Here is a 16,290-nt window from a genome sequence, read left to right as displayed (position 1 = left end):
GGCTCAGTCCCGGGCGGGCAGCGCCGTCCGGACGCCCCAGCCGACGACGGTGATGACCAGCGAGCCGGCCAGCGCGTTCCAGAAGCCGTCGACGGTGAAGCCGACGCCGAACGCGTCCGCCAGCCGCGCGGTGAGCAGCAGCATCAGCGCGTTGATGACCAGCAGCAGGAAGCCGAGCGTGAGGATGATGAAGGGCAGCGACAGCAGCTTGATGACCGGCTCGATGAAGGTCGACACCAGACCGAGGATCAGCGCGACGACCAGCACCGGGACGACCTTGTCCTGCAGCTCGGCCTGCCCGTTCCTCGCCCCCTCGAACGAGATCCCGTCGAGCAGCCAGGCGGCCACGGCCAGCCCGGCGGCGTAGGTCAGCAACCAGGTCACGAAGCGCATGTCACGACACTAGCCGGGAGCGACGAAGTCGCGCGCGGCGTGTGGCGGGAGGTTGAGCAGGCCCGCGGCCGAGCGTGCGAGGACGCGACGGGCGCGTAGAAACCCGCGTGGACCGGCGAGCCCGGGGCCCGCGACTACCCTCGCGGGCGTGGTGACGATCGGCGGGACGGGCGTGATGGTGCTGGGCGGGCTGGTCGCCGCCGTGGTGGCCGGGATGCTCGCCCTCGCGCTCCGCCGGGTCGTGGGCACCCCCACGGCGGTCGCGGCCGCCGGCCTGCTGTGGTCGCTGGTCGCGATCGCGCTGGTCACCCTGGTGCCGACCCGACCGGACGTCGGCGTCGTCCCCGCCGAGACCCGCAGCGACTCCTGCTCGTGGGACTACGGCGGCCCGTCCGGCACGACGTTCGAGGTGCTCGGCCTCGACCAGCGCACCCTCAACGTCCTGCTCTTCGTGCCCGCCGGGATGTTCCTGGTGCTCGCGGTGGGGCGCTGGTGGGCCGGGGTGGTGCTCGCGCCGCTCGGGCTCGGGCTGCTGGCGGCGTACAGCCTCGGCATCGAGCTCGTCCAGCTCCTGCTCGCCCGCATCGACCGGGCGTGCGACGTCACCGACATGGTCGACAACGTCCTCGGCGCCGGGATCGGCTTCCTGATCGGCCTGCTCCTGCTGCCGGTCGTGCGGCCGTGGCGGGGCCGCGGCTCGGCGCGGGAGCCGGTCGCTCACTAGGGTGCGAGGCATGTCCTCCACGCCCCAGCCCCGGCCCAACGTGCTCGCCATCCCCGCGTACGTCGCCGGCAAGCCGCCCGTCGCCCGCGAGGGGCTGACGTCGTACAAGCTGTCGTCGAACGAGAACCCGTACCCGCCGCTCCCCGGCGTGCTCGAGGCCGCGACCGAGGCCGCGGCGCAGATGAACCGCTACCCCGACATGGGCAGCACCGCCCTCTACGCCGCGCTCGCCGACGCGATCGGGGTGCCCGTCGAGGACCTCGCCGCAGCCACCGGCTCGGTCGCGCTGATCTACCAGCTCGTCAACGCCTTCTGCGAGCCCGGCGACGAGGTCGTCTACGCCTGGCGCTCCTTCGAGGCGTACCCGATCGCCGTCACGGCCGGCGGCGCGACGAGCGTGCAGGTCCCGGTGACCGCCGACGGGCGCCACGACCTCGACGCGATGGCGGCCGCGGTCACCGACCGCACCAAGGTCGTCATCGTCTGCACCCCCAACAACCCGACCGGCCCGGCCGTCACGCAGGCCGAGCTCGACGCCTTCGTCGCGAAGGTGCCGTCGCACGTCGTCGTGGTGGTCGACGAGGCCTACCTCGAGTTCGTCCGGATGGACGACGCGATCGACGGCGTCGCGACCTACCGCCGCCACGACAACGTGGTCCTGACCCGCACCTTCTCCAAGGCCTACGGCCTGGCCGGCTTCCGGGTCGGCTACGCCGTCGCGCCCGCGCCGCTGGCCGCCGCGCTGCGGGCGGTGTCGCTGCCGTTCGGCGTCAGCCACGTCGCGCAGGCCGCGGCCATCGCCTCGCTGGAGGCGCAGGACGAGCTGTTCGCCCGGGTCGACGACCTGGTCGCGCGGCGCACCGACCTGGTCGCACGGCTGCGCGAGGTGGGCTGGGACCTGCCCGACGCGCAGGGCAACTTCGTGTGGTTCCCGCTCGGCGACCGGGCGCTCGACTTCGCCGCCGCCTGCGGCGAGGTCGGCATCTCGGTGCGCCCCTTCGCCGGCGACGGCGTCCGGGTCAGCATCGGCGAGGCCGAGGCGTTCGACCGCGTGGTCGAGGTCGCGGCCCGCTTCGCGCCGGGGGCGTAGGTCCTGCCTCTTCAGCGATCCCCGGCTGACCGGGGATCGCTGAACTTGTCAGGCCGTGCACGCCCTGACAAGTTCAGCGAGAGCCTGACAGGTCGGGGTCGGCCCGCCCGGTCGGCGGCGACGACCCGCCGACTCAGCGCGCCGGGGTGACAGCTCCTGCCGACTCGGCGGGCGCCCGGTCCATCGCCCGGAACGACGGCACCCGCGCCGGCGCCATCGTGGTGACGAGGTAGACGGTGCCGGCGACGAGCAGCGCGGGTGACAGCCCCAGGCCGGTGACGGCGAGGCCGCCGAGGATCCCGCCGAGCGGCATCAGCGACCAGCAGATCGCGGTGTTGAGCGACGAGACCCGTCCCATCAGCGGCGCCGGGATCCGCTCCAGGATCACCGCGCCGAGGATCGGGTTGAGGAAGCCCGACGCGACGCCCGCGACCGCGACCACCACGAAGACCGTCCACACCGGCGAGTCCAGCGCCATCACCACGAACCGCGGCGCCCCGGCGACGAGGAACGCGAGGACGTACGTCCGGAAGCGCGGCAGGCGCTCGCCCCACCTCGCCGCGACCAGCGCGCCGACGACCGACGCGCCGCTCATCACCGCGAACAGCGTGCCGAGGACGGCGACGCCGGCGCCCGAGTCCTTCGCCCAGACGGGCGCGAGCACCGCGCTCCACGCCTGGTCGACGAGGTTGGTCACCGCGACCATCACGCACACCGCGACCAGCACCGGCTCGGTGCGCAGGAAGTCCCAGCCCTGCCTCAGCTCGGTGGCGTACGACGTGGCGTCGGCTCCGTCCTCCGCCGGGACCGGCCGGCCGAGGCCGGTCGTGGCGACCGCGAAGACGACGAACGAGACGAGGAAGGAGGCGGCGTCGACGTAGAGCGCGTTGGCCGCGCCGATCGAGGCGACCAGCAGGCCGGCCAGCGCGGCGCCGGCCATCGTCGAGGTCCGCTCGACCGCGGCCGCGAGCCCGGTGACGCGCTCGAGCGACCAGCCGCCGACCCGGGCGATCTCCGGGCTCATCGCGGACTTGCCGGCGTCACCGGGGCCGCGGAGCGCCCCCGCGACCGCGACCAGGACCAGCAGCGTCGGGAAGGCCAGCAGGTCGAGGTGGTGCAGCAGCGGGATCGCCGCGACCACGACGCTCGAGAGCAGGTCGCAGGTCAGCGTCACCCGGCGCGGACCGACCCGGTCGAGCAGCGGGCCGCCGAGCGCCTTGGTGAGCACCAGCGGCGCGATCTCGGCGGCCGCCACCAGGCCGGTCTGCGTGGCCGAGCCCGTCGTGGACAGCACGAACCACGGGATCGCGATCATCGAGACGCGGGTGCCGACGAAGGACACGCCCTCGGCGACCAGCGCCCCGACGAGCGGGGCGCGGCGGGTCTCGGCGCTCACCGTTCGTCCCGCTGCTGCCCGGGGCGCAGGAACGCGTTGATGTTGACGGCGAACGGCGCCGCGTCCTCGTCGTCGCAGGACGGGGTCTCCTCGACGATCCGGGCCAGCTCGCGGACCAGGGCGTCGGCCTGCGCCGGGGTCAGCCGGACCTCCCAGTCGCTCAGCGTCCCGACGGACCGCCACTCCTCGGGCAGGAACGGCAGCTCGGCGACCGCGGCGCGCAACCGGTCGGCGTAGAGCTGTGCGACCGTCGCGAGGTAGGCCTCGACGTCCTCGCCGCCGATCCCACCGCTGTGGACGTCGGTGCGGGTGGCCTCGTGCGAGGCGCGCCACCAGCGGTCGCGGGCGTTGCCGCGCTCGGCGTCCTCCTCGATGAAGCCGTGCTGCGCGAGCTGGCGCAGGTGGTACGACGTCGCGCCGGTGTTGAGGTCGAGCCGGCGCGCCAGCGTGGTGGCGGTCGCCGGTCCCTCGGTGCGCAGGAGGCCGAGCATCCGCAGCCGGACCGGGTGGCTCAGGGCCCGCAGTCCCGCGACGTCGGGGGTGATGGAGGAGGCCATGGCGGCAGCGTAGGACTGCAAAGATTCATTTGCAAACACTTCTTTGCGATTCCCGGTAGTCCAGTGGGGGATGGCTGGCCCGAGGGCCTCCGGGCAGCCATTCGTCACTGGACTACCCCGGCGGGGGTGGCGGCTCCCCGTAAGGTTGAACCGTGAACGACACCGCGACCTACACGAAGAAGGGCGAGCCCTTCGAGCGCGACATGTCCTACCTCCCCGACCGCGTCCTCGCGGGGGAGCGCTCGGCCGACCCGCTCGACGAGCAGTTCCCCAGCGGCTCCAAGGACAGCCCGCGCGACGTCCCGGTGTGGGCGGCCGAGCCCGGCCGCTACCGCCTCGTCGCCGCCCGGGCGTGCCCGTGGGCGCACCGCTCGATCATCGTGCGGCGCCTGCTGGGCCTCGAGGACGTCATCTCCTGGGGCGCGCCTGGGCCGACCCACGACGCCCGCAGCTGGACGTTCGACCTCGACCCCGACGGCAAGGACCCGGTGCTCGGCATCGAGCGGCTGCAGGAGGCGTACTTCGCGCGCGAGCCCGACTACCCGCGCGGCATCACCGTTCCCGCGGTCGTCGAGGTGGAGTCCGGCAAGGTCGTCACCAACGACTTCCCGCAGATCACCCACGACCTGTTCTTCGAGTGGCGCGAGCACCACCGCGACGACGCCCCCGACCTGTGGCCCGCCGACCTCCGCGAGGAGATGGAGGAGGTCATGAAGCGGGTCTTCACCGAGATCAACAACGGCGTCTACCGCTGCGGCTTCGCCGGCTCCCAGGAGGCCTACGAGGACGCCTACGAGCGGCTGTGGACCGCGATGGACTGGGTCGAGGAGCGCCTCGCCGACCGCCGCTACCTCATGGGCGACGCGATCACCGAGGCCGACGTGCGGCTCTTCACCACCCTGGTCCGCTTCGACGCGGTCTACCACGGGCACTTCAAGTGCAACCGCAACAAGCTGACCGAGATGCCGAACCTCTGGGGCTACGCCCGCGACCTGTTCCAGACGCCGGGCTTCGCCGACGAGGTCGACTTCGACCAGATCAAGCAGCACTACTACGTCGTGCACACCGACATCAACCCGACGCAGATCGTCCCGGTCGGCCCGGACCCGGCGGTCTGGCGGACGCCACACGGTCGCGGTTGAGCGGACCCGGCGGGGTCCACGCCGGCCCCTGGGTGAAGCGGGTGACCACCGGGCCGTCGCGGGTCCACGCCAGCCGCGCGACGTAGAGCACCCGGCGCCCGCGCTGCAGCGGGTCGTCGTGGGAGGAGTACGTCGCCTCGCACGGGCCGTTGACCCCGTCGCAGACCCAGCCGTGGACGAACAGCCGCCCGGCCGCGTCGTCGGAGTGGTCGGCGCCGCCGGGGCCGCAGATGCCGGTGCCCTCGTGGTCGAGCAGCACGTGCTCGGCGGCCCGCTCCCAGCCCTTGCGGACCGACGCGGACGCGCGCCACACCGTGCGGTAGCCGCAGCGCCCGAAGTCGCCCCGGCTCATCAGGAGGTGGTGGGTCCCGCGGGCGTCGACCATCTCGGGGTTCTCCAGCACGCCCGGGTCGCGGAGGATCTCCCGGCTCGGGCCGGCGGCCCGCAGGCCGCTGCGGGTCAGCCGCACCATCCGGATCGACGACGGCGTGCCCTGGGTCCGGTAGAGCAGGAACCGGCGGCCGTCGGGGGCGAGGTAGGACGACGGGTCGATCACCCCGCGCAGCGGCAGGCCGCCGCCGCGCTCGAGGTCGTCGCTCGCCGGGACCGGCGCCGCGCCGGTGGGACAGGCGAGCGGCTGGGAGTGCAGTGGCGTGAACGGCGTCTCCAGGTCGGGTGAGGTCGCCACCCCGATGCACCGGTCGTCGTGGCGCGGCAGCCCGCTGACCGGCACCGAGTAGTAGGCCAGCCAGGTGCCGTCGGCGGCACGGACCAGCTCGGGGGCCCACACGTCGCCGTTGCGCGCCCACGCGGGGCGGGCGTCGAGCAGGGGTGCGCCCGGCACCCAGCCGACCGACGCGCGCACGCTGCCGCTGGTCGCGCCGCGCCAGCCCGTGCCGGCGGCGAACCACCGGCTCCCGTCGTGGACGACCGACGGGTCGGCGAGCGGCTGCTCCCAGAACAGCGGCCGCGGCGGCAGCGTGTCCGGCGCGGCTGACGCAGGAGGTGGCACGAGCGCGAGCGGCCCGACGGTGGCGGCGAGCAGCGCCGCGACGAGCCGGCGTACGCCGCGCCGGGTGCCCGTGGACCCCACCTGTGCCACCCCTGCCCACCCCCTGTGCGTCGCTCGGATGCGGCAAGGCTACGGCGGTCGGCGGCCCCGCGGGGCGAGGCCGCGGCGAGGCGCGTCGACCCCGCCGGAGGGGGTGCCGGATTGGTGCTGGCAGGCGCCGCCGGATACGTTGAGCCCACCATGTGGTCGGGGTCACACACGCCGGCGACCACGCTGTAGAGCCGCCGGCGTCCGGTGATCCCGCGACCGCCGCTAGCTGTAGAAGGAGAGTGCGTTGTCCGACCCTGCCTCCGCCCGGAGCGACACCTTCGGCCCCGACCTCGCGGAGGTCTTCGGGCCCTCGCAGTCCGACGGCGGCCCCGACCTCGTCCAGCTGCTGACTCCCGAGGGTGAGCGCGTCCACCACCCCGAGTTCGACCACGACTTCTCCGCCGAGGAGCTGCGCGGCCTCTACCGCGACATGGTGCTGACCCGGCGCATCGACGTCGAGGCCACCGCGCTCCAGCGCCACGGCGAGCTCGGCATCTGGGCCCAGCTGCTCGGCCAGGAGGCCGCGCAGATCGGCGCCGGTCGTGCGCTGCGCCCCCAGGACTACGTCTTCCCGACCTACCGCGAGCACGGCGTGGCCTACTGCAAGGGCGTCGACCCGCTGCGGCTGCTCGGCCTGTTCCGCGGCGTCGACCAGGGCGGCTGGGACCCCAACGAGAACAACTTCGGGCTCTACACGATCGTCATCGGCGCGCAGACCCTCCACGCCACCGGCTACGCGATGGGCATGCAGCGCGACGGCGTCGTCGGCACCGGCGACCCCGAGCGCGACGCGGCCGTGATCGCCCACTTCGGCGACGGCGCGTCCTCGCAGGGCGACGTCAACGAGGCGTTCATCTTCGCCGCCTCCTACAACGCCCCGGTCGTGTTCTTCTGCCAGAACAACCAGTGGGCCATCTCCGAGCCGATCGAGCGCCAGACCCGCATCCCGCTCTACCAGCGGGCGCTGGGCTTCGGCTTCCCGGGCATCCGGGTCGACGGCAACGACGTCCTCGCGACGTACGCCGTCACGAAGGCCGCGCTCCAGCGCGCCCGCGAGGGCAACGGCCCGTCGTTCGTCGAGGCGTACACGTACCGCATGGGCGCGCACACCACCACCGACGACCCGACCCGCTACCGCCTCAACGACGAGCTCGAGCACTGGAAGCTCAAGGACCCGATCGAGCGGCTCAAGGTCTACCTGCGCCGCAACGGCCTGGTCGACCAGGAGTTCTTCGACGACCTCGACGCCGAGGCCAAGGAGATGGGCCACCACCTCCGCGAGGGCTGCAAGGCGCTGCCCGACCCGAAGCCGCTCGACCAGTTCGGCTACGTCTTCAGCGAGATGACCGACGAGATCGCCGCCCAGCGCGACGAGTTCGCGGCCTACCTCGCGTCCTTCGAGGGGAGCCACTCCTGATGACCCACCAGAAGATCACCCTCGCCAAGGGCCTCAACATGGGCCTGCGCAAGGCCATGGAGGCCGACGACAAGGTCCTGCTCATGGGTGAGGACGTCGGCAAGCTCGGCGGCGTCTTCCGCATCACCGACGGCCTGCAGAAGGACTTCGGCGAGGACCGCGTCATCGACAGCCCGCTCGCGGAGTCCGGCATCGTCGGCACCGCGGTCGGCATGGCGCTGCGCGGCTACCGCCCCGTCATCGAGATCCAGTTCGACGGCTTCGTCTACCCCGCCTACGACCAGATCGTGTGCCAGGTCGCGAAGTACACCTACCGCTCGCAGGGCAAGGTGAAGATGCCGATCGTGATCCGCATCCCCTTCGGCGGCGGCATCGGCGCGGTCGAGCACCACTCCGAGAGCCCGGAGGCGCAGTTCGCGCACACCCCGGGCCTCAAGGTGGTCGCCTGCTCCAACCCGGTCGACGGCTACTGGATGATCCAGCAGGCGATCGCCCACGACGACCCGGTGATCTTCCTCGAGCCCAAGCGGCAGTACCACGCCGACAAGGCCGAGCTCGACGAGTCCGCGACGCCCGAGCCGCTGTTCACCTCGCGCGTCGTGCGCGCCGGCACGGACGCCACCGTGCTGGCCTACGGCCCGACCGTGAAGACCGCGCTCAAGGCCGCGGAGGCCGCCGAGACCGAGGGCCGCAACCTCGAGGTCATCGACCTGCGGACGCTGTCCCCGCTCGACATGGCGCCGGTGCTCGAGTCCGTGCGCCGCACCGGTCGCTGCGTGGTCACCCACGAGGCGCACGTCAACCTCGGCATGGGTGCCGAGCTCGCCGCGCGCATCACCGAGGAGTGCTTCTACTCCCTCGAGGCCCCGGTCCTGCGCGTCGGCGCGTTCGACATGCCCTACCCGCCGTCGCGGATCGAGGAGGAGTACCTCCCCGACCTCGACCGGGTGCTGGACGCCGTCGACCGCACCTTCGCCTTCTGACCCCACCGCTGGTCGAGGAGGTCGCGCAGCGACCGTCACGAGACCCGGTTCCGAAAGGATCCTGATGTCCGAGTTCCTCCTCCCCGACGTCGGGGAAGGCCTCACCGAGGCCGAGATCGTCGCCTGGAAGGTCAAGGTCGGCGACACCATCGAGATCAACGACGTCATCGTCGAGATCGAGACCGCGAAGTCGCTCGTCGAGCTGCCCTCGCCGTTCGAGGGCACCGTCCTCGCGCTGCTCGTGCCCGAGGGCGAGACGGTCCCGGTCGGCACGCCGATCATCTCGGTCGGCGCCCCCGGCGAGGAGCCGGCCCCGGCCGCGTCGGCCCCCACCGAGCAGACCGAGTCCGACCCCTACCTCGGGATGGCCGAGAAGGCGGGCGCCGCCGAGGCGGCCGCCCAGGTCGACCCGGCCGACATCGACCTGTCCAACCCGGCGGCGTCCGGCTCGATGGAGGGCGCGTCCCTCGTCGGACGGATCAAGGCCGAGCGCGGCCCGATGCGCCGGGCCCGCCGCGGCTCGGCCTCGCCGAGCACCGACGCCGGCGCGCAGACCCAGATGCAGGTCCAGGGGGCGTTCGCCCCCGGCGGCGCGCAGTCCGACGAGGTGATGCCCGCCGACGAGTCGCCGGTGCCCGCCACCGACCAGCGCGCGGCCCAGCCGGCCGAGGCGCTCGTGCCGGCCGCGGCGCAGCAGCCCGGCGGAGTGCGCGCCCTGGCCAAGCCGCCGGTCCGCAAGCTCGCCAAGGACCTCGGCGTCGACCTGACCACGCTGACCGGCTCGGGCCCGTCGGGCTCGATCACCCGCGACGACGTGCAGTCCGCCGCCTCGGGCTCGGCGGCGCGTACGCCCGCGACGGCCGAGGTCGTCGCGCCGCAGGCGTCCCGGGCGCCCGGCGAGCGCGAGACCCGCGAGCCGATCAAGGGCGTGCGCAAGATGATGGCGACGGCGATGAGCCAGTCGGCCTTCACCAGCCCGCACGTCACCGAGTGGATCACCGTCGACGTCACCGCCACGATGCAGCTCGTCGAGCGGCTCAAGGCGCGCCGCGACCTCAAGGACGTCCGGATCAGCCCGCTGCTCGTGCTCTCGCGCGCGGTGCTGATGGCGATGAGGCGGACCCCGGAGATCAACTCGTTCTGGGACGAGGCCGCCCAGGAGGTCGTCTACAAGCACTACGTCAACCTCGGCATCGCGGCCGCCACCCCGCGCGGCCTGGTGGTGCCCAACGTCAAGGACGCAGACGCGTTGTCGATGGTCGAGCTGGCCGGTGCGCTCGGCGAGCTCACCGCCACCGCCCGCGACGGGAAGACGCAGCCGGCCGAGATGTCCGGCGGCACGTTCACGATCACCAACGTGGGCGTCTTCGGCGTCGACGCCGGCACGCCGATCATCAACCCGGGCGAGTCCGCGATCCTGTGCTTCGGCGCGATCAACAAGCGGCCGTGGGTCGACGAGGCCACCGGCGAGATCGTGGTCCGCGACGTCACCACGCTGGCGCTGTCGTTCGACCACCGCCACATCGACGGCGAGAAGGGCTCGCGCTTCCTCGCCGACGTCGCCGGCATCCTGCAGGACCCGGGCACCGCGCTGCTCTTCTGAGCGACCGGGCAGCTCCTCGCGCTAGATCACGTCGACCGGGCAGTTCCTCGCGCTGCAGCGCGAGGAGCTGCCCGGTCAGTGCTTTCCAGCGGGAGGAAGTGCCCGCTCATGCCGTGTCACGCACCCGGTAATTGCGCGAACTGCGCAATTACATGAGTGCAAGTGGTTGATGTGTGCAGGTTCGTCTGGCAGGGTGACGGCGGTCACCTTCAGGAGGAACACATGGACCTGCAGCTGCTGCTCGCCCTCGTCGTGGGCATCGCCACCATCGTGGTGCTGGTGCTGCGCACCCGGCTCGACGCCTTCGCGGCGTTGCTGGTCGCCGCGCTCGTCACCGGCTCGATCGCGGGCTCCGCCCCGAGCGACACGATCGCGTCGATCACCGCCGGCTTCGGCACGACCCTCGGCAACATCGGCATCGTCATCGGCCTCGGCGTCGCGGTCGGGAAGATCCTCGAGGTCTCCGGCGCCGCCGACACCCTCGCGCGGGCCTTCCTCCGCGCGTTCGGCAAGGGCCGCGAGCCGTGGGCGATGGGCTCCACGGGCGCGCTCGTGTCGATCCCGGTCTTCTGCGACTCCGGCTACGTGATCATGAACCCGCTCGCCCGCTCGATCGCCCGGGTGAAGCAGGGCGGCTACGTCACGCTCGCGCTCGCGCTGGGCTGCGGCATGACCCTCACCCACCACCTCGTCCCGCCGACCCCCGGCCCGCTCGGCGTCGCCGGGATCCTCGGCGCCAACCTCGGCGGCCTGATCCTCGTGGGCCTGCTGTTCTCCGTCCTGCTCCTGCCGGTCGTCGTGGCCTACGCCCGCTGGATGGGCCCGCAGCTCGAGTCCGAGGTCAACGAGGAGGTCCGCCAGGCGGTCTACGCCGACGCCGCGGTGGCGGCCGGGCCGGGTCCGTCGGGCGGCAGCGCCGTCGCCGACGGCGGCAGCGCTGCACCGGACGACCAGGACGACGCGCGTCCCGACCGCAAGCCGCTGGGCGCCCTGGTGGCCTCGCTGCCGCTGCTGGCCCCGCTGCTCCTGATCGTGCTCAACACCGGCGCCACCGCGCTCGACCGCAGCAACCAGGGCGTGCTCGGCCCGGAGGACGACTACACCCCCGCCGCGTGGGCGTCCGCGCTCGCCTTCATCGGCCACCCCGTGGTCGCGCTGCTGATCGGCCTGGTGCTCGCCGTCTACGTGCTCCTCCCGCGCTGGACCACCCGCGAGAAGGTGAGCGGCTGGCTGGCCGAGGCCGCCGCGTCCGCCGGCCTGATCCTGCTGATCACCGGCGCCGGCGGCGCGCTCGGGCAGGTGCTGCGCGACTCGGGCGTCGGTGACGCCCTCGCCGACGCCATCGCCGGCACCGGCCTGCCCGGCGTGCTGGTGCCGTTCCTCGTCGCCAGCCTCGTGCGCGTCGCGCAGGGCTCCGGCACCGTCGCGATGATCACCGCCGCCTCGGTCTCCGCGCCCCTGGTGGTCGGCCTCGGCCTGTCGCCGCTGGCCGCTGCCCTGGCCTGCTGCGCCGGGTCGATGGTGTTCAGCTACTTCAACGACTCCTACTTCTGGGTCGTCACCCGGTTCGCCGGGCTCGACGGGATCGCGGCCATCAAGGGCTGGTCGGGCATCACCACCGCCGCCTGGCTCGGCTCCATCCCGCTCGTGCTCGTCGCCGGGTGGGTGCTGTGACCGGTCCCGAGCGTCCGCGCCGGGTGCTGGTCGTCGCCGACGACCTCACCGGCGCCAACGCCACCGCGGCGGGCCTCGCCCGCGCGGGACTCCGGTCGGTCACCGTCGCCGACGCCGGCCACCCCGAGCTGGTGGCGGAGTTCGCGGGGCGCTTCGACGCCGTCGTGGTCTCCGCCGACAACCGGCACGCGGAGCCGGCCGACGCGGCCCGCGACGTACGACGTGCGCTGCGGGCCGGGTGGCCGGCGGCCGTCGTCGCCAACCGCATCGACTCCACCCTGCGCGGCAACGTCGGCGCCACGACCGAGGCGATGCTCGCCGAGCTCGTCGACCTGACCGGCGGCCCGGTGGTGGCCCTCTGCGTCCCGGCGCACCCCGAGGCGCAGCGCCAGACCGTCGGCGGCGTGCAGCTCCTCGGCGGGCGGCGGCTGGAGGAGACCGAGCTGGCCGACGACCCACGCTCGCCGATGACCCGCTCGGAGGTGGCCGGGCTGCTCGCCGAGCAGACCGACCTCCCCGTCCGCAGCGTCCCGCTCGAGACGGTCACCGGCCCGCTCGAGGACCTCACCGCGGCCCTGGCCGCGGCGGCGGCCGCCGGCACCGGGATCGTGGTGGCCGACGCCCTCACCCTCGACCACGTCGAGCGGGTGGCGGGCGCCGCGGCCGCGGTCGAGGGCGTCATCTGGCTCTGCGTCGACCCCGGGCCGGGGACGGTCGCGATGGCCCGCGCCCTCGGCATGGGCGGCGGCGCCGACGCGGCTCCGTACCTCGCCGTCAGCGGCAGCGCCACCGACCTCACCCGGCGTCAGCTCGCCCGGCTCTGCGCGGCCCGCCCGGTGCGGGTGGTGCGCGTCGCCCTCGACGCCGACGGCCACCCGGACGCCGACGCCACCACGGCCGCGCTCCACGACGCGCTCGGGTCCGCCGACCCGGGCGACCTCGTGCTGGTCGCCTCGTCGCTCGAGCCGGGCGACCTGCTCGGCCCCGAGGCGCGTACGTCCGTGCCGTCCGTGCTGGCCCGCGCCACCCGGCGGGTGCTGGAGTCCGAGCGCGTCGACGGGCTCTACCTCACCGGGGGCGACATCGCCGCGGCCTGCCTCGCCGAGCTCGCCGCCGACGGCCTCGACGTGGCCGACGAGGTGGTGCCGCTGGCCGTCGCGGGCAGCCTCGTCGGCGGCCCCTGGTCCGGCCTGCCGGTCGTCACCAAGGGCGGGCTGATCGGCGACGAGGACACCGCGGTCGCCTGCGTCGCCTTCCTCGAGCAGTCCGCCCGCGCCCGCCGCAGGCACGTCCCCCCCGCCCGCACCCGCGTGCCCTGACCACCCCCGACCCGACCGCACCACCACCGTCACCTGGAGGAACCCGTGACCACCCCGACCCGCACCACCCCCGTCCTCGCCCTCACCGTCGGCGACCCCGTCGGCATCGGCCCCGAGATCACCGTCCGCACGCTCGCCGAGCAGGCCGGCGAGCACGGCCACCACGGCGTCGCGGTCGGTGACGCGGGGGCGGTGCGCCGCGCCGTCGCCGCCACCGGGCTCGACGTCGAGGTCCGCGAGGTGAGCGGCTTCGACACGCCGCCGGCGGGCGAGGGCGTCATCGACGTCCTCGACATCGGCGTGCTCGAGGGTGCCGAGCCCGCGTGGGGCGAGGTGGACGCCCAGGCCGGACGGGCTGCCGTGACGGCGATCGAGGTCGCCACGAGGGCCGCGATGGAGGGCCGGGTCGACGGGGTGGTCACCGGCCCGATCAACAAGGAGGCGATCTGGGCCAGCGGCAGCGAGCACCTGGGCCACACGGAGATGCTCGGCGAGCTCACCGGGGTCACCCAGCAGGACACGATGTTCGTGGTGCGCTCGCGGCACCGGCCCGACCACCACCTGCGGATCTTCTTCGCCACGCGCCACGTCTCGCTGCGCAAGGCCCTCGACCAGCTGACCCGAGAGCGGCAGGTCGACTCCATCCGACGGGCCCTGCAGGCCCTCGAGGTCTACGGCGTCGACTCCCCGAGCCTCGCGGTCGCCGCGGTCAACCCGCACGGCGGCGAGAACGGCGCCTTCGGTCGCGAGGAGCTCGACGAGATCATCCCCGCCTGCGAGGACCTGCGCGCCGAGGGGCTCGCCGTGCACGGCCCGATCCCCGCCGACTCGGTGTTCCACCAGGGCCTCGAGGGCCGCTTCGAGGGCGTGCTCTCGCAGTACCACGACCAGGGCCACATCGCGGCCAAGACCTACGACTTCGACGGCACCATCTCGGTCACCGTCGGCCTGCCGATCCTGCGCACGTCGGTCGACCACGGCACCGCCTTCGACATCGCCGGCACCGGGCGGGCCGACCACGGCACCATGCGGTCGGCCTACCTCGCCGCGGTCGACTACGCGCCCTACGTGCCCCGCATGCGCGCGGCCTACGGCAGCTGAGCCGTACGGTTCGTCGCATGACCGAACCCGCCACCACCAGGTCCGCCACGCGGGCCCGGCACGCCGCGCTCCTCCGGCTCGTGCGCGAGGGCGTGACGTCGGTGGAGGACCTCTCCGCGCGGACCGGGGTGTCGGCCTCGACGGTGCGCCGCGACCTCGCCCGGCTCCGCGCGGACGGGGTGGTCGCCCGCACCTACGGCGGCGCGCTCCCGACGGCACCGTTCCACGAGCGGTCGGTGGGCGACAGCGCACGCGTGCGGGTGGAGGCCAAGCAGCGGATCGCCCGGGCGGCACTGCCGCTGGTGCCGGCGGGCGGGAGGGTCTTCCTCGACGCCGGCACGACGTGCGGCGCGCTCGCCCGGCTGGTCGCGGAGGACACCACGGTGGGCCCGCTCACCGTCGTCACCCGCGGGCTGGAGACTGCCCTGGTGCTGGCCGACGCCGAGCACGTCGAGCTCGAGCTCGTCGGGGGGCGGCTGCGCCGGCTGAGCCACGGCCTGGTCGGTCCGCTGGCCGCCCTCGCCCTCGACCGGATGTCGTTCGACGTCGCCTTCCTCGGCGCGGACGCGGTCGACGTACGCCGTGGGGTGGGGGAACCGACCGTCGAGGAGACCTCGCTCAAGGAGCAGGTCGCCGGGACCGCCCGCCGCACGGTGGTGCTGGCCGACGCCACCAAGCTCGACGCCGCCGCGCCCGCCTGGACCCGCATGCCTGGAGCCTGGACGCTCGTCACCGACGAGGTCACGCCCGAGCTCGAGGCGGCGTGCGCGGGGACCGCCGCCGAGCTGCTGCCCGCCCCCTGAGCCGTCCCCGGCCCGTCCCTCAGCGGGCGTGCCAGGCCGCCAGCACCTCCGCCTCGCGCTCCGGCGACAGCGCCGTCACGGGGTCGTCGAGGCACGCGGGTGCGGTCGCGGTCGGCGGTCGCAGCCGCAGGCCGACGGCCTCCGCCGGTGCGGGGTCGTGGCGGAGCATGCCGTCGTAGGCGGGGTGGGGCAGCCACAGCGGCAGCGAGCCCTCGCCCGCCCAGGGCTCGACGCCGTGGGCCTCGAGGAACGCCGCGTCGACCCAGGTGAGGCGCGGGTCCCGCGCGCCGACGCCCTCGGCGACGCCCGCCAGCAGGTCGCCGAACGGCGTCGGGGTGCCGACGGCGTCGTAGGTCCCGGTGGTCCGCTGCTCGGCCAGGACCAGCAGCCAGTCCGCGAGGTCGCGCACGTCGATCACCTGCACCACGTCCTCCGGGCGCCCCGGCGCCAGCACCTCCCCGCCGCGGGCCAGCCGCTGCGGCCAGTACGCGAACCGGCCGGTCGGGTCGCCCGGTCCGACGATGAGCCCGGGGCGTACGACCGCCGCGGAGGCGGCCGTCGCCGTGACCGCCTGCTCGCACGCCACCTTCATGCCGCCGTAGGCCTCCGGGTCGACGGCGAGGTCGACGTCGTCGGTGATCGGGTCGAGCAGCGGCTCCATCGCCGGTGAGGCGTTGTCGGCGTAGACGCTGACCGTCGACACGAACACCCAGTGCGCGTCGGGGGTCGCGGCGACGGCGGTGCTGACCTGCGAGGGGAGCCGGCCGACGTCGACCACCGCGTCCCAGCCCCCGTCGACCACCTCGGCCGGCGGCGGGTCGGCGCGGTCCCAGCGCAGGTGGCGGGCACCCTCGGGCACCGGGCCCGACGTGCCGCGGCAGGCGCACGTGACGTCCCAGCCGCGGCCGACCGCGCGGGTCGCGACCTCGCGCGAGAGGAACCGGGTGCCACCGAGGACGAGGAGCTTCATGGCCCCACTCCAGCGG

Annotated in this window: 15 protein-coding genes; 10 read left to right on the top strand and 5 right to left on the bottom strand. The window is 74.1% G+C overall.

The window, feature by feature from the left end; genetic code table 11:
- Positions 1–3: 3 nt before the first annotated feature.
- Positions 4–393 (bottom strand): phage holin family protein, encoded by a 390-nt coding sequence (locus tag LN652_RS11910; protein ID WP_230440847.1) that lies wholly within the window; start codon positions 391–393, stop codon positions 4–6.
- A 148-nt stretch (positions 394–541) separates the two neighbouring features.
- Between LN652_RS11910 and LN652_RS11905 the strand changes: the two genes are divergently transcribed.
- Together LN652_RS11905 and hisC are read left to right on the top strand one after the other, a co-directional pair.
- Entirely contained in the window at positions 542–1,117 is a 576-nt protein-coding gene (locus LN652_RS11905; RefSeq protein ID WP_230440846.1) for a VanZ family protein, read from the top strand.
- Positions 1,118–1,127: 10 nt separating this feature from the next.
- Positions 1,128–2,207, top strand: coding sequence for a histidinol-phosphate transaminase (gene hisC / locus LN652_RS11900; protein WP_230440845.1), 1,080 nt, complete (start codon positions 1,128–1,130; stop codon positions 2,205–2,207).
- A 133-nt stretch (positions 2,208–2,340) separates the two neighbouring features.
- Here hisC and LN652_RS11895 read toward each other — a convergent pair whose 3' ends face one another.
- A complete protein-coding gene (locus LN652_RS11895; RefSeq protein ID WP_230440844.1) occupies positions 2,341–3,603 on the bottom strand; it encodes an MFS transporter in 1,263 nt (420 codons plus the stop codon).
- Positions 3,600–4,160, bottom strand: a complete 561-nt coding sequence (locus LN652_RS11890; RefSeq protein WP_230440843.1) for an ArsR/SmtB family transcription factor — start codon at positions 4,158–4,160, stop codon at positions 3,600–3,602. The genes LN652_RS11895 and LN652_RS11890 overlap by 4 nt, the downstream gene beginning before the upstream one ends.
- Before the next feature lie 152 nt (positions 4,161–4,312).
- Between LN652_RS11890 and LN652_RS11885 the strand changes: the two genes are divergently transcribed.
- Positions 4,313–5,302: a glutathione S-transferase family protein gene (locus LN652_RS11885; protein ID WP_230440842.1), complete on the top strand. Its 990-nt coding sequence runs from the start codon at positions 4,313–4,315 to the stop codon at positions 5,300–5,302.
- Here LN652_RS11885 and LN652_RS11880 read toward each other — a convergent pair.
- Complete coding sequence (locus LN652_RS11880; protein WP_230440841.1) at positions 5,232–6,395, bottom strand: family 43 glycosylhydrolase; 1,164 nt, start codon at positions 6,393–6,395, stop codon at positions 5,232–5,234. The two genes, LN652_RS11885 and LN652_RS11880, sit on opposite strands and share 71 nt — an antisense overlap.
- Positions 6,396–6,648: 253 nt before the next feature.
- On the opposite strand from LN652_RS11880, the gene pdhA reads away from it, so the two are divergent.
- The 7 genes from pdhA to LN652_RS11845 all read left to right on the top strand — a co-directional run bounded on the left by pdhA (position 6,649) and on the right by LN652_RS11845 (position 15,304).
- A complete protein-coding gene (gene pdhA / locus LN652_RS11875; RefSeq protein ID WP_230440840.1) occupies positions 6,649–7,821 on the top strand; it encodes a pyruvate dehydrogenase (acetyl-transferring) E1 component subunit alpha in 1,173 nt (390 codons plus the stop codon).
- Positions 7,821–8,804 carry an alpha-ketoacid dehydrogenase subunit beta gene (locus tag LN652_RS11870; RefSeq protein WP_230440839.1) on the top strand — a complete coding sequence of 328 codons (984 nt, stop codon included), beginning with the start codon at positions 7,821–7,823 and terminating at the stop codon, positions 8,802–8,804. Before pdhA ends, LN652_RS11870 begins: the two co-directional genes overlap by 1 nt.
- Positions 8,805–8,868: 64 nt before the next feature.
- Positions 8,869–10,407 (top strand): dihydrolipoamide acetyltransferase family protein, encoded by a 1,539-nt coding sequence (locus LN652_RS11865; protein WP_230440838.1) that lies wholly within the window; start codon positions 8,869–8,871, stop codon positions 10,405–10,407.
- Between the two features lie 222 nt (positions 10,408–10,629).
- Positions 10,630–12,081, top strand: coding sequence for a GntP family permease (locus LN652_RS11860; RefSeq protein WP_230440837.1), 1,452 nt, complete (start codon positions 10,630–10,632; stop codon positions 12,079–12,081).
- A complete protein-coding gene (locus tag LN652_RS11855) occupies positions 12,069–13,400 on the top strand; it encodes a four-carbon acid sugar kinase family protein (protein ID WP_230440836.1) in 1,332 nt (443 codons plus the stop codon). Before LN652_RS11860 ends, LN652_RS11855 begins: the two co-directional genes overlap by 13 nt.
- Positions 13,401–13,445: 45 nt before the next feature.
- Positions 13,446–14,501, top strand: a complete 1,056-nt coding sequence (gene pdxA / locus LN652_RS11850; protein WP_268932165.1) for a 4-hydroxythreonine-4-phosphate dehydrogenase PdxA — start codon at positions 13,446–13,448, stop codon at positions 14,499–14,501.
- Between the two features lie 17 nt (positions 14,502–14,518).
- Positions 14,519–15,304, top strand: coding sequence for a DeoR/GlpR family DNA-binding transcription regulator (locus tag LN652_RS11845; RefSeq protein WP_230440835.1), 786 nt, complete (start codon positions 14,519–14,521; stop codon positions 15,302–15,304).
- 19 nt (positions 15,305–15,323) lie between these two features.
- Here LN652_RS11845 and LN652_RS11840 read toward each other — a convergent pair whose 3' ends face one another.
- Positions 15,324–16,274, bottom strand: coding sequence for an NAD-dependent epimerase/dehydratase family protein (locus tag LN652_RS11840; RefSeq protein WP_230440834.1), 951 nt, complete (start codon positions 16,272–16,274; stop codon positions 15,324–15,326).
- Positions 16,275–16,290: the final 16 nt, after the last annotated feature.

The organism is Nocardioides okcheonensis, from assembly GCF_020991065.1.
Lineage (GTDB): Bacteria > Actinomycetota > Actinomycetes > Propionibacteriales > Nocardioidaceae > Nocardioides > Nocardioides okcheonensis.
The sequence above is the reverse complement of the archived record's forward strand: the minus strand, read 5'-3'. Positions and strand labels throughout refer to the sequence as shown.